The organism is Arthrobacter sp. TJ-217 (assembly GCF_058269255.1).
Genome location: NZ_JBZCNJ010000005.1, coordinates 291,262 through 312,258, shown reverse-complemented (window position 1 = coordinate 312,258; position 20,997 = coordinate 291,262). Strand labels below are relative to the sequence as shown.

Genomic DNA, 20,997 nt, shown 5'->3' with positions numbered 1-20,997 from the left:
GTGGATTCAAGCGACGTCCAGGCAGACCTCAAGCACGTTCTTTTCACGAAAGAGCAGATTCAGCAGCGGGTCCAGGAGCTTGCCGCCGAAATCGACGCCGACTACCAGGGGCGCGAGATCCTCCTCGTGGGCGTGCTCAAGGGCGCCGTCATGGTGATGGCCGACCTGGCGCGCTCGCTCCACTCCCACATCACCATGGACTGGATGGCGGTTTCCTCCTACGGCTCGGGAACCCAGTCCTCGGGTGTTGTCCGCATCCTCAAGGACCTTGAGACGGACCTCATGGGCAAGCACGTGCTCATCGCCGAGGACATCATCGACTCGGGCCTGACCCTCTCCTGGCTCAAGGCCAACCTCGTGTCCCGCGGGCCGGCGTCGGTCGAAATCTGCACCCTGCTGCGCAAGCCCGACGCCGCGAAGGTCGACATCGACGTGAAGTACGTGGGCTTCAACATCCCCAACGAATTCGTTGTCGGCTACGGGCTCGACTTCGCCGAGAAGTACCGCAACCTCGACTTCATCGGCACGCTCGCTCCGCACGTCTACGAGTAGTTCCGGCCCACTCCGCCCTCCCGGGGGTGTACGCCGACAGGGAACTTTCCGCCAAAACCGCGCGTGGTGTTGCTGTGAGCGTGTATACCTTGGAGTGATTTCGAGGAAACCGCAAGCGGAACGCGCTTTTATCATGGCTTGCTTCAGCAGGAGGGACAGGGCTTGCAGCCCTGAGACGAATGAAATATAAGAACATCTTCAAGGGTCCGGTTTTCTGGATTGTCCTGGCCGTGGCCGGGCTCCTGATTATCCTCCCCACCCTGTTCAACACCAGCGGCGGCAGGGTGGACACCAACGTCGGCCTGCAGCTGCTGCAGGACAACAAGGTGGAGCAGGCGAAAATCCACGACGGCGAGCAGCGCGTCGACCTGACCCTCCGCGAGGATTACGAGGACATGGGCCGCAGCGTCCAGTTCTTCTTCAGCACCGCCCGCGCCGAAGACGTTGTCGATGCCGTCAACTCCTCCGACGTTGAAGGCTTCACCGACCAGCCCGTCGAAAGCAACTGGTTCCTGAGCATCTTCGGCCTGATCTTCCCCATCCTGATCCTCGGCGCGATCTTCTGGTTCCTGCTCAGCCGGATGCAGGGCGGCGGCTCCAAGGTGATGCAGTTCGGCAAGTCCAAGGCGAAGCTGATCTCCAAGGACATGCCGCAGGTCACCTTCTCCGACGTTGCCGGAGCCGACGAAGCCGTCGAGGAACTCCTCGAGATCAAGGAATTCCTGCAGGAGCCCGCCAAGTTCCAGGCCCTCGGCGCCAAGATCCCCAAGGGCGTGCTGCTCTACGGCCCGCCGGGCACCGGCAAGACCCTCCTGGCCCGCGCCGTGGCAGGTGAGGCCGGGGTGCCCTTCTACTCGATCTCCGGCTCCGACTTCGTCGAAATGTTCGTCGGCGTCGGCGCCTCCCGCGTCCGCGATTTGTTCGAGCAGGCGAAGAACAACGCGCCCGCCATCATCTTCGTCGACGAAATCGACGCCGTCGGCCGCCACCGCGGAGCCGGCGTCGGCGGCGGCAACGACGAACGCGAACAGACCCTCAACCAGCTGCTCGTTGAAATGGACGGCTTCGACTCCACGACCAACGTCATCCTGATCGCCGCGACCAACCGCCCCGACGTCCTCGACCCGGCCCTGCTGCGCCCGGGCCGGTTCGACCGGCAGATCGGGGTTGAGGCTCCGGACATGCGCGGACGCGAGCACATCCTCAACGTTCACGCCAAGGGCAAGCCGATGGCCCAGAACGTCGACCTCCGTTCCGTGGCGAAGAAAACGCCGGGCTTCACCGGCGCCGACCTTGCCAACGTCCTGAACGAGGCGGCACTGCTCACGGCACGCTCCAACGCCCAGCTCATCGACGACCGCGCCCTCGACGAAGCGATCGACCGCGTGATCGCCGGCCCGCAGAAGCGCAGCCGCGTCATGAAGGAACTCGAGCGGAAGATCACCGCCTACCACGAGGGCGGGCACGCCCTCGTCGCCGCGGCACTGCGCAACACCGACCCGGTCACCAAGGTCACGATCCTGCCGCGCGGGCGCGCCCTCGGCTACACGATGGTGCTGCCGATGGACGACAAATACTCGGTGACCCGCAACGAACTCCTCGACCAGCTCGCCTACGCCATGGGAGGCCGGGTCGCCGAGGAGATCGTATTCCACGACCCGTCGACGGGCGCCTCGAACGACATCGAGAAGGCAACCGGCACCGCCCGCAAGATGGTCACCCAGTACGGCATGAGCGAGCGCATCGGCGCCGTGAAGCTTGGCCAGGGCGCAGGAGAGCCCTTCCTCGGCCGCGACATGGGCAGCGACCGCGACTACTCGGACCAGATCGCACTGGTTGTCGACGAGGAGGTTCGCAGGCTGATCGACAACGCCCACGACGAGGCGTACGAGATCCTCACCGAGAACCGCGACGTCCTCGACCGTCTCGCGCTTGAGCTGCTCGAGCGGGAAACCCTGAACCAGGCCGAGATCGCCGAAGTGTTCGCCGACGTGCGCAAGCGCGGGCTGCGGCAGGTGTGGCTGTCGAAGGACTCCCGCCCCGTGCACGCGCTGCCTCCCGTCGTCTCGGCCAAGGAACGCGCCGAAGCGGCACGGAACGGCCAGCCGGCCCCCGAAACGGTCCCGCCCCAGGACCAGATCGCGGAAGCGGACATTCCGAACGACTTCGACGTCCACGCCTCGGAGCTGCCTTCTCCCGAGTCGAACGGCGCATCACCCGACGGCAAGGGCAGAAGCGGAAACCAGCAGCCGTGAGGCCGCTGGCTTTTCCGGCCGCGATAGGATTCAAGCTGTGACCCAGTTCGACAACGAAGTGCTTGACGCTGCCCTGGCCGCCGCTGAGACGTCGGTTGACCAGCCGCGCATTGAACGCGCGGTGCGCGAAATCCTCGAGGCAATCGGCGAGGACCCTGACCGCGAGGGCCTCGTCGAGACGCCGCGGCGGGTCGCCAAGGCCTACACGGAGATGTTCGCCGGGCTCCGCCAGGACGCCGGGGAGGTGCTCTCCACCTCGTTCGACCTCAACCACCAGGAGCTCGTGCTGGTGAAGGACATCCCCTTCTACTCAACGTGCGAGCACCACCTTGTGCCGTTCCACGGCTCGGCGCATGTCGGGTACATCCCCTCCGACGACGGGCGTGTGACAGGGTTGAGCAAGCTTGCCCGCCTCGTCGAGGTGTACGCCCGCAGGCCGCAGGTCCAGGAGCGGCTGACCACCCAGATCGTTGACGCTATGATGACGCATCTGAAACCAAAGGGCGCGATCGTGGTTATCGAATGCGAACACATGTGCATGTCGATGCGCGGCGTCCGCAAGCCGGGAGCCAAGACGGTGACGTCGGCGGTGCGCGGACAGATCCGCGAAACGGCCACCCGCGCCGAGGCCATGAGCCTGATACTTGGAAGATAGGAAACCGTAAGCGAATGGATTCTCTCGCCGCCGCCCCCGGGACCGGGCCCGCGACATCGCCGCTGCCGGTGCTGCGCCGGGTTCGCACGCCCAAGACCGTCAACGACCTCCCCACGGGGCGTGCCGTGGTGATGGGCATCCTCAACGTCACCCCCGATTCCTTCAGCGACGGCGGGAAATACGCGACAACGGACGACGCGATCGCGCACGGGCTCCGCATGCACTACGCGGGCGCCGACATCATCGACGTGGGCGGGGAATCCACCCGCCCCAACGCCTCGCGCGTGCCACTCGACCAGGAGCTCGCGCGCGTGCTGCCCGTCGTCAAGACGCTGGCCGCGGCCGGCGCCCTGGTCAGCATTGACACGATGCACCCCGAAACCGCGGCCCAGGCCCTCGACGCCGGCGCGGCGATCATCAACGACATCTCGGGTGACGGGTTCAACCCCGCGATGCCGGCCCTTGTCGCCGAACGCAAAGTGCCCTACGTGCTGACCCACCGCCGGGGAACTGCGGCCACCATGGACTCCCTGGCCAACTACTCGAACGTCGTCGAGGAGGTCATCGCCGAACTGCTCACCGTGCGGGACCGTTTCGTTGAGGCCGGAGTCGAGCCCGGCTCCATCATCGTGGACCCCGGGCTGGGGTTCGCCAAGACCGCCGAGCACAACTGGGAGCTGCTCCGCTCCCTTGACCGCTTCACAGGGCTCGGCCACCGGGTGCTTGTCGCGGCCTCCCGGAAGCGTTTCCTCGGCACCCTGCTCAGCTCCGGAGGACGGACCGCCGCCCCCGCCGAGCGCGACGCGGCATCGCTGGCCGTGGCGTCCCTCGCTGCCGCGAACGGGGCCTGGGGCATCCGGGCCCACGACGTAGGTCCGACCCTCGACGCCGTGAAGGTCGCGGCAGCATGGGCCAAGTAGCACCCGCGGCCCGCCGGGACACGGTCACCGTAACCGGCATCACCGCCGTCGGCCACCACGGGGTCTTCGAGGCCGAACGCCGCGACGGCCAGCCGTTCGTCGTCGACGTGGTGCTGCACCTGGACCTGCGTCCGGCAGGGCAGAGCGACGACCTCGCGAAGACCGCCCACTATGGCGAGCTGGCGCAGCGGGTTGTTGAGAGCATCACCGGCGAGCCGTTCCAGCTCATCGAGGCCCTCGCCGAGAAGATCGCCGCCGACCTCCTCGCCACCTACCCAGCCGACGCCGTCGACGTCACCGTTCACAAGCCGCAGGCGCCCATCCCCGTGGCGTTCACCGACGTCGCCGTAAGCATCCGCAGGAGCGCGGCGTGAACAATCCCGTACGGGCGGTCCTGGCGCTCGGCAGCAACCTCGGCGAGAGCGGCACAACCCTGGCGCGCGCGGCCGACGACCTGGCCCGGTCCCCGCGGGTCCGCCTGCTCAGGGCATCCCCGGTTGTCATCACCAAAGCCGTCGGCGGCCCGGAGCAGCCGGACTACCTCAACCAGGTGCTCGAGGTTGAAACCGACCTCGGACCCTACGAACTCCTCGAGCACTGCCAGGCGGTTGAGCAAAAACACCACAGGACGCGCTCGGTGCGCTGGGGCCCGCGCACGCTCGACGTCGACATCATCACCTTCGGCGACTGGACCTCCGACGACGAAAGGCTCACCGTCCCGCACCCGCGCGCCGCCCAGCGGGCCTTCGTCCTGCGGCCCTGGGCGCTGATGGACCCCGGCGCGACGCTCAACGGTGAACCCGTTGCCCGGCTCGCCGAAGCCGCAGCCGACCGCACCGGCGTCCGGCTCTTCGAGGAAGCCCGGACGCCGTGAAAAGCATCAGCTTCCGCTGGCTGGCTGTCATCGGCCTCAGCGCGGGCCTCGCCGGCTGGTTCGTCAACCTCTGGGCAGGGAGCAACGGTTACCCGACACCGGCCCTGCACCTGAGTTCCCTGCTCACCGTCGGCGTCATCATCGCGGTCACCCTGATTTTCGGGGTGCGGGTGCTGCGGTGGCGCAACGGCAACCGGGAAAAGGAGCTCGACCCGATCCTCGCCACGCGTACGCTCATCCTCGCCCAGGCGACCGCCTACGCCGGCTCGCTGAGCATGGGCTGGCATGCCGGGATCCTCGTGGACCAGATATCCCTGCTCGCGGTGCGCGACACCCTCTGGCCGCTGTGGGGAACGCTAGCCCTCATGGGTGGTGGAATCGTGATGATCGTTGTCGGGCTCGTTGTCGAGGGGTTCTGCCGGCTCCCGCCCGATGACGAAGGCGGCGCCGGAACTCAAGGGAAAAGCGAGGGGGAATATGCCTAACGAACCAATCGACCCGCAGGGCCTGCAGTGGTCACGGGTCTCGCCCCGCTACCTTCCGGCCCGCCTTGTGGGTTGGCTTGTCGGCACCCTCATCACCCTCGTGCTCTCAGGCATTCCACTTCTCCTTCGGCTGACCAACGTGTGGGAGGGCTTCCCCCCGCTGTTCCTGGCCGTGGCGCTGCCGTCGTTCGTGCTCCTGATTGCCTCCGTGCGCGGGATCCTCCTGCCCCGGCAGGTGCGCGCCCTTGGTTACGCTGAACGCGACGACGACCTCCTGATCCGCAGCGGTGTCTTCTTCCAGCGCACCCTCGTCGTCCCGTACGGGCGGATGCAGTACGTCGACGTCGCCGTGGGACCGCTTGAGCGCGCGTTCGGCATCTGCACGCTGAAACTCCACACAGCCTCCCCTGCCACCAACGCCGAGATCCCGGGCCTTCCCACCGCCGAGGGCACCCGGCTCCGGGAGCAGCTCTCCACGCGCGGGGAAGCAAGACTGGCGGGACTGTGAGCACCCCGGACCGCACCGCTGGGGAGCATCCCGCCACGGCGCGCGGAGTCGACGGGTCCGACGGCGCCTGGCAGCGGGTACATATCGTTTCGCCGCTGGTGCGCGGGTGGATCGCGCTCGCGGCCATCGCCTACTTCGTCGGCAGGGACTGGTTCGAGGGGTTGTTTGCCCCCGGCGGGCCCACGGGGGTTCCCGGCCAGATCGGCATTCCGGCCGCCGTCGCCCTTGCCTTCGGCGTCGTGGTGCTGATCGCCCTCGGCTTCCTCGTCTCCTGGTACTTCACCCGCTACCAGGTCACGGACCAGTACGTCCGGGTGAACTCCGGCGTCCTGTTCCGCCAGAACCGGCAGGCGCGGCTTGACCGCGTGCAGGCGATCGACGTCGTCCAGCCCTTCCTTGCGCGCATCTTCGGACTCGCCGAACTGAAGTTCGAGGTCGCCGACGCCGGCGAGTCGGCGGTACGGCTCGCCTTCCTCCGGCTCTCGGATGCCCAGCGGCTGCGGGCGGCCATCCTTGCCGGCGCCGCGGGGATCACCGTCGATGCCGACCACCCGGAACCTCCCGAAGCCCCCGAGCACGAGGTTGTCGCAGTGCCCGGAGGGCGCGTCATCGGTGCCCTGCTGCTGTCGGGCACGACGCTGCTGCTGCTCGTCGGCGCAGCGGTTGTTGCAGTGGTCACCATCGTGTTCCGCACGCCGTTCGCCGCGCCAACCCTGATTCCCATGGTGCTCGGCGTGGCCGGAGCCTACTGGAGCGGCCTCAACGGCGGATACAACTTCCGGGCCGCGACCTCTCCCGACGGCATCCGCCTGCGTTACGGGCTGCTCGACACCCGGGCGCAGACGGTGCCGCCCGGACGCGTCCAGGCGGTCGGCATCACCCAACCGCTGCTGTGGCGGCTCAAGGGCTGGTACAAGGTCAACGCCAACGTCGCCGGCTACGGTGCAACAGGTTCGGGTGACCAGTCGAGAGCGACCCTCCTTCCGGTCGGAACCCGCGAGGAAGTGCTGCGCATCGTTGCCCTCGTCCTGCCCGACCCCGGGGTCGACGACCCCATCGCCGTTTTCGCCGCCGGCCTCGACTCCTCAGGGCCGGGCCAGGGCTTCACCACCTCCCCGCGCCGCGCGCGCTGGATTGCGCCCTTCACCTGGCGGCGCAGCGGCTTCGCCGTCACCGACACCGCGCTGCTGATCCGGTCCGGGTTCTTCTGGCGCCACCTGGCAGTCGTTCTCCACGAACGCACGCAATCCCTCTCCCTGCACCAGGGCCCGCTTGACCGTCGGCTGCGCCTTGCCGAACTGCAGGTTCAGACAAGCCCCGGACCGGTGCTGCCCCGGGTCCAGCACATGGCACGCGACACGGCACTTGAGCTTTTCGACGGCCAGGCCCGCCGGGCGGCCGAAGCCCGGCGCCAGGACGGCCGCCGGAACACGCCGGAACCCATCCCGGAACCGGGCCTGGAGTCAGGGCACCCGGTTCCGGCCGGGCGGCCGGTGCCTGAGCCGGGTTCTCCCGCCGCCGAATCCGAACGGACCGGTCCCGGCGCCACCGCACCCGGCTTGAAAGCAACCGGCGCTGCCGGAATCTCCGACAACCACCCGGAAGGGATGGAACCGCATGGTCGCTCCTGAACCGTCTCCCGACACCCCGCCCTTCTCCGTTCCCGAAGCCCCGCGCAGCTCCCGCCGGCCCGGCAGGCTGGGCGTCGGCGTGATCGGTGCGGGCCGGGTCGGTGCGGTGCTCGGTGCGGCACTGCGCGCGGCCGGCCACGCCGTCGTCGGCGTCTCCGCAGTGTCCGAGGCGAGCCGCGAACGGGCCGACACCCTGCTTCCCGGTGTCCCGGTGCTTGAAATACCCACGATCGTCGAACGCGCCGAGCTTGTGCTCCTGGCCGTGCCCGACGACGCCCTGCCCGGACTCGTCGAGGGCCTTGCGGTTCTTGGCGCATGGCAGCCGGGGCAGCTCGTTGTCCACACCTCCGGGCGCCACGGCACCGCCGTCCTTGACCCGGCACGGCGCAGCGGAGCGATCCCCCTGGCCATCCACCCCGCGATGACGTTCACCGGCCTCAGCCTGGACCTGGGCAGGCTCCCCGAGTGCTCCTTCGGGATCACCGCACCGGCAGCAGTCCTGCCCATCGCCCAGGCGCTGGTGGTGGAGATGGGGGCCGAGCCCGTGGTCATCGACGAGGAGAGCCGCGTCCTCTACCACGCGGCGCTGGCGCACGCCTCGAACCACCTCGTCACCCTCGCATCCCAGGCCGCCCAGATCCTCGGCGACCTCGGCGTGCAGCGCCCGGACCGCATGCTGGGCCCGCTGATGAAGGCATCCCTTGAAAACGCCCTGTCCTCGGGGGAGGGTGCATTGACCGGGCCGGTGGCCCGCGGCGACGCCGGAACCGTGGCTGCCCACCGCTCGGCCCTGGCCGGACTTGCCGCCCCCGACATCGCCCTGGCGTACCAGGGCATGGCCCGGGCAACCGCCGCAAGGGCGCTCGACCGGGGGCTCCTGGGCCCCGCCCAGGGCTCGGCGGTCCTTGCCGCGCTCGACCCCACCGCGACCGAGGAACAGGAATGACACCCACAACCGCTCATGCGCCGCGGCTCGTCACAACGGCCGCCGAGCTGAGGACCGCGACCGGCGAGCTGCTTCAGGCGCGCAGCCGCGCCGCGGCCGCGGGGGAGCAGCTCCGCGGCTCAGTCGCACTCGTTCCGACGATGGGCGCCCTGCATGCCGGGCACGCCGGGCTGGTCCAGGCGGCAAGGACAGCCAATGACGTGGTTGTGGTCAGCATCTTCGTCAACCCGCTGCAGTTCGGCGAGAAGACGGACCTTGACCGCTACCCGCGGACCCTGGACGAGGACCTGGTGATCCTCGGGGAGAGCGGGGCCGACCTCGTTTTCGCACCGGCCGCCGAGGAGGTCTACCCGGGCGGAGAGCCACAGGTACGGCTCTCCGCGGGACCCCTTGGCGGGAAACTCGAGGGTGAGTTCCGGCCCGGGCACTTCGACGGGATGCTGACCGTCGTCGCAAAGCTGCTGCACCTTGGAGCTCCGGCCGCCGACGCCGACTACCGGGCCTATTTCGGGCAGAAGGACGCGCAGCAGCTCGCCCTGATCCGCCGCATGGTCCGGGACCTCAACTTCCCGGTCGAGATTGTCGGAGCACCAACCGTCCGCGACGCCGACGGGCTTGCGCTGTCAAGCCGCAACAGGTTCCTCTCACCGGCCGAGCGCGCCAGCGCGCTCGTGCTCCCACGGGCGCTGGGGCTGCTCGCGGAACGGGCGCGGCTGCGCGAGCCCCTCGACCTCGACTCGGTGCTCGCCATGGTGGGCAGCGAACCCGGCGTGAGCCTCGAGTACCTCGAGGTTGTCGATCCGGAAACCCTCGAGCCGCTCGCGTTCAACTGCAGGCACACCCCTCTGGCCGGAAACGCCCTGGTGCTGATCGCCGCCCGGGTGGGCCCGGTGCGGCTCATCGACAACATGCTCCTCGAGGGAGCGTGAACCGGGCCGGGGCCCGGAACCCCGTAAACTTAGCTACCGTGACTCACGACCAAAACCCCGCGACCGGCGCCATCGATGCGAATGAGCAAAGCACCGACGAATTCAACGAGCAGATGCGGATCCGCCTCGAAAAGCGCGCCCGCCTGCTTGAGGGCGGCAAAGAGGCCTACCCCGTAAAGCCTGAGCGCACCCATTCCCTTGCCGCGCTCCGGGCCGCCTACGGGCACCTCCAGGCGGATGACACGACCGGGGACCTGGTCAGCGTCGTGGGCCGCGTCGTCTTCATGCGCAATACCGGGAAGCTCTTTTTCGCAACCCTCCAGGAAGGGGACGGAACCCGGCTGCAGGTGATGCTCAGCCTTGCCGTCGTCGGTCCGGACCAGCTCGCCGAATGGAAGTCGATCGTCGACCTCGGCGATCACGTGCAGGTGCACGGAGAGGTGATCAGCTCCAAGCGCGGTGAACTCTCCGTGATGGCCGACAGCTGGAGCATGGCCTCGAAGGCCCTGCGGCCCCTGCCAACCCTCCATGCCGGCGTTAATGAGGAAACCAGGGTCCGCCAGCGCTACGTCGACCTCATGGTGCGCGAAGAGGCCCGCAGCATGGTGCGGACCCGGGCTGCAATCACCCGCTCCGTCCGCGAGACCCTCAACGCCAATGGGTACATCGAAGTCGAAACCCCCGTCCTGCAGCTTGTCCACGGCGGGGCGGCGGCAAGGCCTTTCGAAACCCACCTGAATGCCTTCGACCAGAAGATGACGCTGCGGATCGCCCTTGAGCTTTATCTCAAGCGCGCGGTGGTCGGAGGAATTGACCGGGTGTACGAGATCGGCCGGATTTTCCGCAATGAGGGTGTCGATTCGACGCACAGCCCCGAATTCACCATGCTCGAATGCTACGAGGCGTACACCGACCAGTTCGGAATGGCCGAGCGCATGAAGGAAATCATTCTGAATTGCGCAGACCTGCTGGGCATGCGCACCATCGAGACGCCCCGCGGCGTCATTGATCTTGGCGGCGAGTGGAAGTGGCTCGGCGTATATCCGGGCCTATCGGAGGCCCTCGGACAGGAGATCACTCCGGATACCGATGCGCAGGCCCTCCGCGTCCTCGCCGACAAGCACGATATCTCGGCCGACCCGTCCTGGGACGCCGGAAAACTGGTCCTCGAATTGTTTTCCGAACTCGTCGAGCCGAACCTGATTCAGCCGACCTTCGTTTATGACTACCCGCCCTCGGCCCAGCCGCTCGCCCGCCAGCACCGGGACAACCCCCAGCTGATCGAGGCCTGGGATCTCATCATCGGGGGCATGGAGCGGGGCACCGCGTTCTCGGAGCTGATCGACCCCGTCATCCAGCGCGAGCGGCTCACCGAGCAGTCCCGCCGCGCCGCCGCCGGTGACGAAGAGGCAATGCAGCTCGACGAGGACTTCCTTCGGGCACTCGAATACGGAGCCCCGCCCATGGGCGGCATTGGCCTCGGCATTGACCGCCTCGTGATGCTCTTCACCAACGCGGGAATTCGCGAGTCCATCCTCTTTCCAATTCTGAAGCCGGAACTGGGCTAGGCCGTGGAATACCTCGCCGTACTGTTGCCGTCGGCCACACTCGCGGTTCTTTTCTACTTTGTGATGAGGTCGATCCTGAATGCCGACCGCGCCGAGCGTGAAGCGTTGACCAAGGCGCGGGAACCATATCGCTCCGAGGCTCGTTTGGAGGATCCGGCACCGGAAAGCACCGACTCCGATCCGGAGCCCGAAAATGACGGTCATAATACAAGTAAATAGCTTTTGACGCCGCCCCCTGCCTGTAACATAATCTAATTAGGGGATATCTTCGCAGGCACTAATTTGGGAGCACATTGTGGCGCAAAAAGTGAAAATCATCCTCATTGACGATACCGACGGCGGAGAAGCCGACGAGACCGTCCGTTTTGGACTAGACGGCGTTCAGTACGAAATCGACCTGTCCGAGGCGCACGCCGCTGAGCTGCGCGAGTCCCTCTCCGGCTACATCTCCTCGGCCCGGCGCAGCAGCCAGTCGAAGCAGCGGCCCGCTGCTGCCCCTGCACGCAACCAGGAGGCGGCACAGGTGAGGGAGTGGGCCAAGGCAAACGGCTACAACGTTTCCGCACGCGGCCGGGTGAACAGCGAGATTGTCGAGGCCTACCGGGCCGCCCAGCGCTGAACGCCACATTTCGCGGCATATTCTCGCCTGTGGCGAACACGCCCCAAAACCCTAGCTAATGCCCGTAGCATCGAAATACGCGTTAGCTAGGAGTGTGTCTCATGTTTGAGAGATTTACAGATCGTGCCCGTCGAGTTGTGGTGCTGGCCCAGGAAGAGGCCCGCATGCTCAACCATAATTACATCGGCACCGAGCACATCCTGCTTGGCCTGATCCACGAGGGTGAGGGTGTCGCCGCCAAGGCTTTGGAGTCACTCAGCATCTCCCTGGGTGCTGTGCGAGAGCAGGTTCAGGAGATTATCGGGCAGGGCCAGCAGGCTCCGTCCGGGCATATCCCCTTCACCCCCCGTGCCAAGAAGGTGCTTGAGCTTTCCCTCCGGGAAGCCCTGCAGCTCGGCCACAACTACATCGGCACGGAGCACATCCTGCTGGGACTCATCCGTGAGGGTGAGGGCGTTGCGGCACAGGTGCTCGTGAAGCTCGGAGCCGACCTCAACCGTGTCCGCCAGCAGGTCATCCAGCTGCTGTCGGGCTACCAGGGCAAGGAGCCGGCAGCCGCCGGAGGCCAGCAGCAGGAGGGAACCCCTGCCGGTTCCGTCGTGCTCGACCAGTTCGGCCGCAACCTCACGCAGGCCGCCCGCGAGTCCAAGCTCGACCCGGTCATCGGGCGCGAGACGGAGATGGAGCGGGTCATGCAGGTCCTCTCCCGCCGTACGAAGAACAACCCGGTGCTGATCGGTGAGCCCGGCGTCGGCAAGACAGCCGTCGTCGAAGGGCTTGCCCAGGCGATCGTGCGCGGCGACGTGCCCGAGACAATCCGGGACAAGCAGCTCTACACGCTCGACCTCGGCTCGCTCGTCGCAGGTTCGCGCTACCGCGGTGACTTCGAGGAGCGCCTGAAGAAGGTCCTCAAGGAAATCCGCACCCGCGGCGACATCATCCTCTTCATCGACGAAATCCACACCCTCGTTGGTGCCGGTGCCGCCGAAGGAGCGATCGACGCTGCATCGATCCTGAAGCCGATGCTCGCCCGCGGCGAACTGCAGACCATCGGTGCAACAACGCTTGACGAGTACCGCAAGCACATCGAGAAGGACGCAGCCCTGGAGCGCCGGTTCCAGCCGATCCAGGTCCAGGAGCCGTCGGTGGCCCACGCCATCGAAATCCTCAAGGGGCTGCGCGACAGGTACGAGGCCCACCACCGGGTCTCGATCACCGATGCGGCGCTGGCTTCGGCGGCAACACTCGCCGAGCGCTACATCTCCGACCGGTTCCTGCCCGACAAGGCGATCGACCTGATCGACGAGGCCGGCGCCCGGCTTCGGATCCGCAGGATGACAGCTCCGCCGGAGCTCAAGGAGATCGACGAGCGTATCGCCGATGTCCGCCGGGAGAAGGAATCGGCGATCGACGCCCAGGACTTCGAGGGTGCCGCGTCGCTGCGCGACAAGGAGCAGAAGCTCCAGGACCAGCGCGCCGACAAGGAGCGCCGGTGGAAGTCGGGCGGGCTCGACGACATCGCCGAGGTCGACGAGGAACTCATCGCCGAGGTGCTTGCCAACTCCACGGGCATCCCCGTCTTCAAGCTCACCGAGGCTGAGTCCTCGCGGCTGCTTCACATGGAAGATGAGCTGCACAAGCGGGTCATCGGCCAGAACGAGGCGATCAAGGCGATCTCCCAGGCCATCCGGCGCACCCGTGCCGGTCTGAAGGATCCCAAGCGTCCGGGCGGTTCGTTCATCTTCGCCGGCCCCACCGGCGTCGGTAAGACGGAGCTTGCCAAGGCACTCGCCGAATTCCTCTTCGGTGACGAAGACGCACTGATCACCCTTGACATGTCCGAGTACTCCGAAAAGCACACGGTGTCGCGCCTCTTCGGTGCGCCTCCTGGCTACGTCGGGTACGAGGAGGGCGGCCAGCTCACCGAGAAGGTCCGCCGCAAGCCCTTCTCCGTCGTGCTGTTCGATGAGGTGGAGAAGGCCCACGCCGACCTCTTCAACTCGCTGCTGCAGATCCTAGAAGACGGGCGCCTGACCGACAGCCAGGGCCGGGTCGTCGACTTCAAGAACACGGTGATCATTATGACCACCAACCTTGGAACCCGCGACATCTCCAAGGGCGTCATGACCGGCTTCCAGTCGGGCACCGACACCAACACCAGCTACAACCGGATGAAGGCGAAGGTCACGGAGGAGCTCAAGCAGCACTTCCGGCCCGAGTTCCTCAACCGTGTTGACGACACCGTGGTGTTCCCGCAGCTCACCCAGAGCGAGATCGTCGAGATTGTCGACCTGTTCCTCGAGCGCCTCGGCAGGCGCATGGCGGACAAGGGCATGACGATCGAGCTCACCCCCGCCGCCAAGGTGCTGCTTGCAACACGCGGCTACGACCCCGCAATGGGTGCCCGGCCGCTGCGCCGCACCATCCAGCGCGAGATCGAGGACCAGCTCTCCGAGAAGATCCTTTTCGGAGACCTCAAGTCCGGCGAGCGGGTGGAGGTCGACGTCGAGGGCGAAGGAGTGGACGCCAGGTTCACGTTCGTTGGACACGGGGAGCCCAAGGCCATCGAAGACGCCCCGCCCGCCATCGAGGCAACCGTTCCCGAATAAGGGCCCGCGGGGACCGCGCGCTCCGAGCTAACAGAAAAGCCCGTCCCGGCACCGCCGGGGCGGGCTTTTCTGCGTTAAGGAAGGAGCCGGCGGCAGGAGGCCATCCTGGGCCTTTGTAGACTGGCCTACGTGAACCAGCCCTTTGTCGTCCGTCCCGCACGCACCTCCGATGTCGCGGCAATCAAGGCGCTGGTGGCACCCCTTGCCGACGAGCGCGTGCTCATCGCGAAGGAGGCCGTTGCCTACTACGAGGGCCTCCAGGAGTTCCGCATCGCCGAGGCGGCCGACGGGGAGATCCTCGGCTGCGGGGCGCTCCACGTCATGTGGGAGGACCTCGCCGAGGTCCGCACCCTTGCCACAGCCGAGTCGGCGAAGGGCCGGGGGGTGGGAAGCGCCCTGGTGGAGCGGTTGATCAGCGACGCCAAAGACCTCGGGGTGAAACGCGTCTTCTGCCTCACCTTCGAGGTCGAGTTCTTCCGGAGGCGCGGGTTCGAGGTCATGGCCGACCAGAGCGCGGTCAACCCCGAGGTGTACTCGCAGCTCCTGCGCTCCCACGACGAGGGAGTGGCGGAGTTCCTCGACCTGGCCCGGGTCAAGCCCAACACCCTGGGCAACACCCGCATGATCCGCTGGCTTTGAGCCGCGGAACCGGCTCCCATGGCCCGAACCGGCATCCCGCGATATACTAAGAGGGCTTAGCATCGCTTGAGGTGCGGTTGGGTATCCCGGAACTGGGGCCTGGACGCCGAGAGAAAAGGAGTCTAATCATGGGTTTAGATGACAAGATCGGAAACAAGGGCGAGAGCCTGGGCGGCAAGGTCAAGGAAGGTCTTGGCAAGGCGAGCGGCGACGAGCGCCTTGAAGCCGAAGGGCACACCGACCAGACTAAAGCGAACCTGAAAGACGCCGGCGAGAAAATCAAGGACGCGTTCAAGAAGGACGACCGTTAGGCCGGCAGCCTGAAACGTAGTCCGGCACCGGCTGCCGGATGGAAAAAACTTGCGGGAGAGCGCCCAGTATCGGGCCTCTCCCGCAGTACTTTAAGCCGGTTCCGGAGAACGGAACCGCTATAGGAATGGCGCACGCCACCGGGTATCGTTCATCGTGGCCGGTGCGGTCCACAGTGGGCGGCAGGGCCGTAACTTCGCCCGAGATGACCAGGAGCGTGCCGTCGTGAAAAAGCTCATCAATGACCCCAAGGCTGTGGTGACCGAATCGGTGGAGGGCTTCGGCCTCGCCCACGCCGACCTCGTTAGAGTCAATCCGGACCCCCTGTTTGTTGTGCGCAGCGACGCCCCGGTCCAGGGCAAGGTCGGACTGGTGTCCGGCGGCGGCAGCGGCCATGAGCCCCTCCACGCAGGATACGTCGGGCGCGGCATGCTCGACGCCGCGGTTCCCGGCGCCGTATTCACCTCGCCCACCCCCGATCAGATCCTTCCCGCGACGACGGCGGTTGACGGCGGCGCCGGCGTCCTCCACATCGTCAAGAACTACACCGGGGACGTGCTCAACTTCGAGACAGCCGCGGAGCTGGCCGAGGCCGAAGGCGTCACCGTCCGCACAGTCCTCGTCAATGACGACGTCGCCGTCGAGGATTCCCTCTACACCGCCGGACGCCGGGGTGTCGGCGGAACGGTCTTCGTCGAGCGGATCGCCGGAGCGGCCGCCGAGCGCGGCGACGACCTCGACGCCGTTGCGGCAATTGCCCAGAGGGTCATCGACAACGTCCGCTCCATGGGCGCTGCCCTCGCACCTTCAACCGTTCCCCATGCCGGAGTTCCGAGTTTCGACCTTGCCGAGGACGAGATTGAAATCGGCATTGGGATCCACGGTGAGCCCGGCCGGCACCGCATTGCCATGGAGAATGCCGACGGGATCACCACCCGCCTCCTCGAGCCCATCACCACCGACATGAACCTCACCCAGGGCGACCGCGTGCTGCTGATGGTGAACGGCATGGGCGGCAGCCCGGCGAGCGAGCTCTACATCGTCTACCGCAAGGCCGTCCAGCTGCTCGTTGAGCGCGGGGTCAGCGTGGAGCGGTCACTGGTGGGCAACTACATCACTGCACTTGAGATGGAGGGGGCCTCCCTGACGGTGCTGAGGCTCGATGACGAAATGATCGAGCTCTGGGACTCCCCGGTCCAAACCGCGGCCCTGCGCTGGGGAATCTGAAATGGCGGTTGACGCCGGCTGGGCCCAGGCGTGGCTGAAGGCCTCGGCCGAGGCCGTCTCGGAAAACCGTGCCCTGCTGATCGACCTGGACCGGGCCATCGGCGACGCCGACCACGGCGAGAACCTCGACCGCGGCTTCACCGCCGTCGTTGAGAAGCTCGCCGCATCGGCTGCGCCCGCAACTCCCGCCGAGGTGCTCAAGACGGCAGCAATGACCCTCATGTCGACAGTCGGGGGCGCCGCCGGGCCGCTGTACGGGACCGCGTTCCTGCGGGCGGCAACCTCCCTCGGGGGAGCGGAGGAGGCCGGGCCGGAGGCGCTTGCCGCGATGCTCGAAGCCGCACGCGACGGCATCGTGGCGCGCGGGAAGGCCGAGGTGGGCGACAAGACCATGATCGACGCCTGGACCCCAGCGGTCGAGGCGGCGGCAACGGCGGCAACCGCCGGCGCAACGGCAGGGGAGGTCCTTGCCGCTGCGGCAAGCGCCGCCCACGCCGGGGCGGTTGCCACCGACCCGCTGATCGCCCGGAAGGGCCGGGCGAGCTACCTCGGGGAGCGGAGCGCCGGGCACCGTGATCCGGGAGCGGTTTCGTCGGCGTTGATCCTCGCGGCCGCGGCTGCCGCCGCAGGAGCACAGGTATGACCGTCGGCCTCGTGATCGTCTCCCACAGCCAGAAAATCGCCGAGGGGGTCTGCGACCTCGCCGCCCAGATGGCCCCGGATGTGCGCCTCGTGCCCGCCGGCGGTGTCGACGACGGCGGCCACTCCCGTATCGGCACCAGCCTTGAGCGGGTGAGCGCGGGGATCACCAGGGCCGGCGGCGGCGACGGCGTCGTCATCCTCACCGACCTCGGGTCGGCGGTGATGACCGCGGAGATGGCACTGGAGTTCCTCGAAGACGAGCAGCGGAGCACCGTGCGCGTGGCCAGCGCCGCGCTCGTCGAAGGGGCAGTCGCCGCAGCCGTCCAGGCCCAGTCGGGAGGCACCCTCGAAGAGGTTGTGCGGGCCGCCGAAGCGGCGGTCGTCTCAATCAGCCCGGAAGCGCTCGAACCGTTCGTCTCGCACAAGGCCGCGGCACCGGGAGATCCGCGCCCCTCCGGGCAGCCCGACGGGCCGACCCTGAGCGGGTCGTGGATCCTGCCCAACGACATGGGCCTCCACGCCCGCCCGGCCGCCGTCATCGCCAAGGGCCTGGCCGACCTGGACGCCGAGGTCACGGTGAACGGAGTCGACGGCAAATCGGTCATGCTGCTGATGAGCCTTGGACTGGGCAAGGGGAAGACCGTCACCGCCGAGGCAACCGGCCCCGACGCCCCGGCCGCCCTTGAACTGATCGGCGCTGCGGTTGAATCGGGCTTCGGCGAGATGGACAATTCGCACCGCTAGGCCGGGAGCTGGATGCCCCGGGCGGTCTCCTGGGCGAGGCCGTCTTCCAGCAGGCCGGCGAGCGAGCGCTCCACCTGTTCCTCCGGCGCCCGCAGTGCGTGGAGGCGGGCCAGGGCGGTCGGCGGGCCGGCCACCCCCAGGTCGACGGGCCCGGTGAGCAGCAGGTCCCTGCCGAGAGGTGCGTCCGCTTCGCGGAGCACAGCGACAATCGCCCCGCGGACCTGCCGGTCCGTGCCGGCCCACGCCTGACCCTTGGGCGCGTATTCGGGGGCGGGCCGCCCTGCGGCCACCCACGCGCATGACGCGCGCACCGGGCACAGCCCGCACTGCGGGCTCCTTGCAGTGCACATGACGGCGCCCAACTCCATCACCGCCGCGTTCCACAGCACCGAGGTTTCGGCGTCCTCCGGAAGCAGCTTCGAAGCGAGGCTGGTTTCGGCTGAAGTGAGCGAGGGACGGGGGAGTGCGGTGCCCGTGAAGAGCCGGGCCTGGACCCGGCGGATGTTGGTGTCGACGACGGTTTGCCGCTGACCGAAGGCAAACGCGGCAACCGCGGCCGCGGTGTAGCTTCCCACTCCGGGCAGCGCCAGCAGGTCGGCATAGTTCCCGGGCACTTCACCGCCATGCCGGTCCTGGATTGCCGCAGCGGCGGCGTGCAGCCGCAGGGCGCGCCGCGGGTATCCAAGGCGTCCCCAGCGCCGGACGGCCTCGCCGGAGGGCTCGCGGGCCAGGTCGGAGGGGGAGGGCCACCGGTCCATCCACTCGAGCCAGACGGGAAGCACCCGCACCACCGGGGTCTGCTGGAGCATCACCTCGCTCACAAGCACGCCCCATGGGGTGCGGTCCGGGCTACGCCAGGGCAGGTCCCGCGCCTCGGCGGCGAACCAATGTGTGATGCGCAGCTGCGCATCCTCAACCGCGGCGGCGGAGGACGTGGCGGTGGAGCTCATCGATATTCCCGGACCATCATCATTCTTACTCTATCGACCGGCGTGGTGCGGGGTGTAATCCCGCTTCCCCTCCCTAGCCTTTAACCCATGGACTCAGCAGGGATGGCGCACGGCACCGGAAGTTCCAGCGCCCGGCGGCGGCCCAGCCCCGCCGTGTACCGCCGGCGGCGCCTCGTCGCGGCGGTGCTCGCGCTGGCGGTCCTGGCCGGCCTGATCTTTGGGATTTCGGCGGTGGTCGGCGCCCTGACCGGCGCAGGGCCGGCGCAGGGGCCCTCGGAACCGGTCGCAGGGAGCGAACCCACCGCCACGGCAAGCGCACCGCCGGCACCGGCGGGGGAGTGCGACCAGACCAAGGTGATCGTCGCCGCCGAAACCGATGCCGCAAACTACGGTCCCGGCGAGGAACCGGTCCTTACGCTTTCGGTGCGGAACACCGGCAAGGCTCCGTGCAAGGTCAACGTCGGCACCTCCCAGATGGAGTTCCAGGTGACGAGTGCCGAGGACCGCGTCTTTTCCTCGGTCGACTGCCAGGACGGAGCAACTGACCTCCAGAAGGTGATCGGCCCGGGGAAGGAGGAGAAAGCGACACTCATCTGGGACCGGGTGCGCAGCGCTCCGGGCTGCTCGGCCGTTGAGGCCAAGCCCGGACCGGGCACCTATGCGCTGGTCACGAAGCTCGGCACCCGCACCAGCGAAAAGACGACCTTCGTCCTGAAGTAGGCCCTGCCGCAGCGGCACTGCCCGTTCGCGAAGCCTCAGGCTGTTACATGAACCGGTCGAGCAGGCTTGTCTCGGCTATCCGCGAGAGCCCCTCACGCACCGTGCGCGCACGCTGCTCGCCGATCCCGTCAACTGCCATCAGGTCGTCGATGTTTGCCGCCATCAGGTTCTGCAGCCCGCCGAAGTGGTCAACGAGGCGGGCGGCGATCGCCGGCGGCACGGCCTTGATGCCGGAGAGCAGCCGGTAACCCTTGGGCTGGATAACCGCGTCGAGGGAGTCGGTTGACGGATTGAACCCCAGGACGCTGGCGATGGTCCCGAGGTCGATGAGGTCGGTGGAGCTGAAACCCTGGAGGCGGGCCAGGCGGTCCTCGGGCGAGGCCCCGTTGCCGCCGAGGTCCATATAGTCGCGCAGCACCATCTCGCTGCCGGGGCCAAGCCCGGTGGTGAGCTCCTCCACCTGGAGGGAAAGCAGCCGCCCGTCGACGCCCAGCTCAAGGACGTACTGGGAGATCTCCTCGGAGATCCTGCGCACCATCTCCTGGCGCTGCAGGGTCACCGCGACGTCGCGCACGGTCACCATCGCCTCGATCTCGAGTGCGGAGAGCGCATTGGTGACCTGGTCCAGCCGTGCCCGGTACCGCTCAAGGGTGGCAAGTGCCTGGTTCGCCCGGGCAAGCACGGGTTCGGATCCCTCAAGGACGTGGCGCAGGCCGCTGATGTAGAGGGCGATGATCTGCATTGACTGGCTCACCGAGATGACCGGGAACCCCGTCTGGATTGCAACTCGCTCCGCCGTGCGGTGGCGGGTGCCCGACTCCTGGGTTTCGATCGTGTGGTCCGGAACCAGCTGGACGCCGGCACGGAGGATATTGCTCGCATCCTTGTCGCAGACGATGGCGCCGTCCATCTTCGCGAGCTCACGCAGCCGGGTGGGGGAGAAGTCGATGCCGATGTCGAATCCACCGGAGCAGATTGAATCGACGGTGCGGTCGAAGCCGAGCACGATCAACGCGCCCGTCCTGCCCCTCAGGATCCGTTCGAGCCCATCGCGCAGCTGGGTGCCGGGTGCGACCCGGGCCAGCGTGGCTTTGAGAGAGTCCTCGGGACTACGGGCCATGGTCCCATCCTTTCAGCGTCCGCGCGCCTTCAATCCCCGCGGGTTGGGCAGCCGCGCGGCGGAGGTACCGGGCTACAGCAGATACGGGTTTCCAT

General features: G+C 67.5%; 23 protein-coding genes. 21 read left to right on the top strand and 2 right to left on the bottom strand.

Annotation, left to right across the window (positions count from 1 at the left end; genetic code table 11):
* The 20 genes from hpt (at position 1) to dhaM (ending at position 18,112) form a co-directional block, all read left to right on the top strand.
* A complete protein-coding gene (hpt, locus tag AC4D2R_RS11565) occupies positions 1-552 on the top strand; it encodes a hypoxanthine phosphoribosyltransferase (RefSeq protein WP_490902896.1) in 552 nt (183 codons plus the stop codon).
* Positions 553-731: 179 nt separating this feature from the next.
* Positions 732-2,807, top strand: a complete 2,076-nt coding sequence (gene ftsH / locus AC4D2R_RS11560) for an ATP-dependent zinc metalloprotease FtsH (RefSeq protein WP_490940105.1) — start codon at positions 732-734, stop codon at positions 2,805-2,807.
* Positions 2,808-2,844: 37 nt separating this feature from the next.
* Positions 2,845-3,462 carry a GTP cyclohydrolase I FolE gene (folE, locus tag AC4D2R_RS11555; RefSeq protein ID WP_490940104.1) on the top strand — a complete coding sequence of 206 codons (618 nt, stop codon included), beginning with the start codon at positions 2,845-2,847 and terminating at the stop codon, positions 3,460-3,462.
* 14 nt (positions 3,463-3,476) lie between these two features.
* A complete protein-coding gene (gene folP / locus AC4D2R_RS11550; RefSeq protein ID WP_490940103.1) occupies positions 3,477-4,382 on the top strand; it encodes a dihydropteroate synthase in 906 nt (301 codons plus the stop codon).
* Complete coding sequence (folB, locus tag AC4D2R_RS11545) at positions 4,370-4,756, top strand: dihydroneopterin aldolase (RefSeq protein WP_490940102.1); 387 nt, start codon at positions 4,370-4,372, stop codon at positions 4,754-4,756. The genes folP and folB overlap by 13 nt, the downstream gene beginning before the upstream one ends.
* Entirely contained in the window at positions 4,753-5,256 is a 504-nt protein-coding gene (gene folK / locus AC4D2R_RS11540) for a 2-amino-4-hydroxy-6-hydroxymethyldihydropteridine diphosphokinase (protein ID WP_490940101.1), read from the top strand. The genes folB and folK overlap by 4 nt, the downstream gene beginning before the upstream one ends.
* Positions 5,253-5,741, top strand: coding sequence for a DUF3180 domain-containing protein (locus AC4D2R_RS11535; RefSeq protein WP_490940100.1), 489 nt, complete (start codon positions 5,253-5,255; stop codon positions 5,739-5,741). The genes folK and AC4D2R_RS11535 overlap by 4 nt, the downstream gene beginning before the upstream one ends.
* On the top strand, positions 5,734-6,249 hold the full coding sequence (locus AC4D2R_RS11530; RefSeq protein ID WP_490940099.1) for a PH domain-containing protein: 516 nt from the start codon (positions 5,734-5,736) through the stop codon (positions 6,247-6,249). The genes AC4D2R_RS11535 and AC4D2R_RS11530 overlap by 8 nt, the downstream gene beginning before the upstream one ends.
* Positions 6,246-7,880, top strand: coding sequence for a PH domain-containing protein (locus AC4D2R_RS11525; protein WP_490940098.1), 1,635 nt, complete (start codon positions 6,246-6,248; stop codon positions 7,878-7,880). Before AC4D2R_RS11530 ends, AC4D2R_RS11525 begins: the two co-directional genes overlap by 4 nt.
* Entirely contained in the window at positions 7,867-8,826 is a 960-nt protein-coding gene (locus AC4D2R_RS11520; RefSeq protein WP_490940097.1) for a Rossmann-like and DUF2520 domain-containing protein, read from the top strand. Before AC4D2R_RS11525 ends, AC4D2R_RS11520 begins: the two co-directional genes overlap by 14 nt.
* Positions 8,823-9,755, top strand: coding sequence for a pantoate--beta-alanine ligase (gene panC, locus AC4D2R_RS11515; protein ID WP_490940096.1), 933 nt, complete (start codon positions 8,823-8,825; stop codon positions 9,753-9,755). Before AC4D2R_RS11520 ends, panC begins: the two co-directional genes overlap by 4 nt.
* A gap of 113 nt (positions 9,756-9,868) precedes the next feature.
* Positions 9,869-11,323, top strand: a complete 1,455-nt coding sequence (gene lysS, locus AC4D2R_RS11510; protein ID WP_490940152.1) for a lysine--tRNA ligase — start codon at positions 9,869-9,871, stop codon at positions 11,321-11,323.
* A gap of 3 nt (positions 11,324-11,326) precedes the next feature.
* On the top strand, positions 11,327-11,542 hold the full coding sequence (locus AC4D2R_RS11505) for a hypothetical protein (RefSeq protein ID WP_490940095.1): 216 nt from the start codon (positions 11,327-11,329) through the stop codon (positions 11,540-11,542).
* 76 nt (positions 11,543-11,618) lie between these two features.
* A complete protein-coding gene (locus tag AC4D2R_RS11500; protein WP_490902873.1) occupies positions 11,619-11,942 on the top strand; it encodes a histone-like nucleoid-structuring protein Lsr2 in 324 nt (107 codons plus the stop codon).
* Between the two features lie 101 nt (positions 11,943-12,043).
* Positions 12,044-14,551, top strand: coding sequence for an ATP-dependent Clp protease ATP-binding subunit (locus AC4D2R_RS11495; protein WP_490940094.1), 2,508 nt, complete (start codon positions 12,044-12,046; stop codon positions 14,549-14,551).
* 129 nt (positions 14,552-14,680) lie between these two features.
* Positions 14,681-15,190: an amino-acid N-acetyltransferase gene (locus AC4D2R_RS11490; protein WP_490902869.1), complete on the top strand. Its 510-nt coding sequence runs from the start codon at positions 14,681-14,683 to the stop codon at positions 15,188-15,190.
* Positions 15,191-15,318: 128 nt separating this feature from the next.
* Positions 15,319-15,501: a CsbD family protein gene (locus AC4D2R_RS11485; RefSeq protein WP_490940093.1), complete on the top strand. Its 183-nt coding sequence runs from the start codon at positions 15,319-15,321 to the stop codon at positions 15,499-15,501.
* 223 nt (positions 15,502-15,724) lie between these two features.
* Positions 15,725-16,726: a dihydroxyacetone kinase subunit DhaK gene (dhaK, locus tag AC4D2R_RS11480; RefSeq protein WP_490902865.1), complete on the top strand. Its 1,002-nt coding sequence runs from the start codon at positions 15,725-15,727 to the stop codon at positions 16,724-16,726.
* Between the two features lies 1 nt (position 16,727).
* Positions 16,728-17,369 (top strand): dihydroxyacetone kinase subunit DhaL, encoded by a 642-nt coding sequence (gene dhaL / locus AC4D2R_RS11475; RefSeq protein ID WP_490902862.1) that lies wholly within the window; start codon positions 16,728-16,730, stop codon positions 17,367-17,369.
* Positions 17,366-18,112 carry a dihydroxyacetone kinase phosphoryl donor subunit DhaM gene (gene dhaM, locus AC4D2R_RS11470; protein WP_490940092.1) on the top strand — a complete coding sequence of 249 codons (747 nt, stop codon included), beginning with the start codon at positions 17,366-17,368 and terminating at the stop codon, positions 18,110-18,112. Before dhaL ends, dhaM begins: the two co-directional genes overlap by 4 nt.
* Here dhaM and AC4D2R_RS11465 read toward each other — a convergent pair.
* The gene (locus AC4D2R_RS11465; protein ID WP_490940091.1) at positions 18,109-19,062 is read right to left on the bottom strand and encodes an HhH-GPD family protein; all 954 of its coding nucleotides are present in this window, start codon (positions 19,060-19,062) and stop codon (positions 18,109-18,111) included. The two genes, dhaM and AC4D2R_RS11465, sit on opposite strands and share 4 nt — an antisense overlap.
* Before the next feature lie 87 nt (positions 19,063-19,149).
* Here AC4D2R_RS11465 and AC4D2R_RS11460 point away from each other — a divergent pair, with 87 nt between their 5' ends.
* Positions 19,150-19,782: a hypothetical protein gene (locus AC4D2R_RS11460; RefSeq protein ID WP_490940090.1), complete on the top strand. Its 633-nt coding sequence runs from the start codon at positions 19,150-19,152 to the stop codon at positions 19,780-19,782.
* A 43-nt stretch (positions 19,783-19,825) separates the two neighbouring features.
* Here the strand turns inward: AC4D2R_RS11460 and disA are convergent, their stop codons facing one another.
* Positions 19,826-20,902 carry a DNA integrity scanning diadenylate cyclase DisA gene (gene disA, locus AC4D2R_RS11455; RefSeq protein WP_490940089.1) on the bottom strand — a complete coding sequence of 359 codons (1,077 nt, stop codon included), beginning with the start codon at positions 20,900-20,902 and terminating at the stop codon, positions 19,826-19,828.
* Positions 20,903-20,997 lie beyond the last annotated feature (95 nt).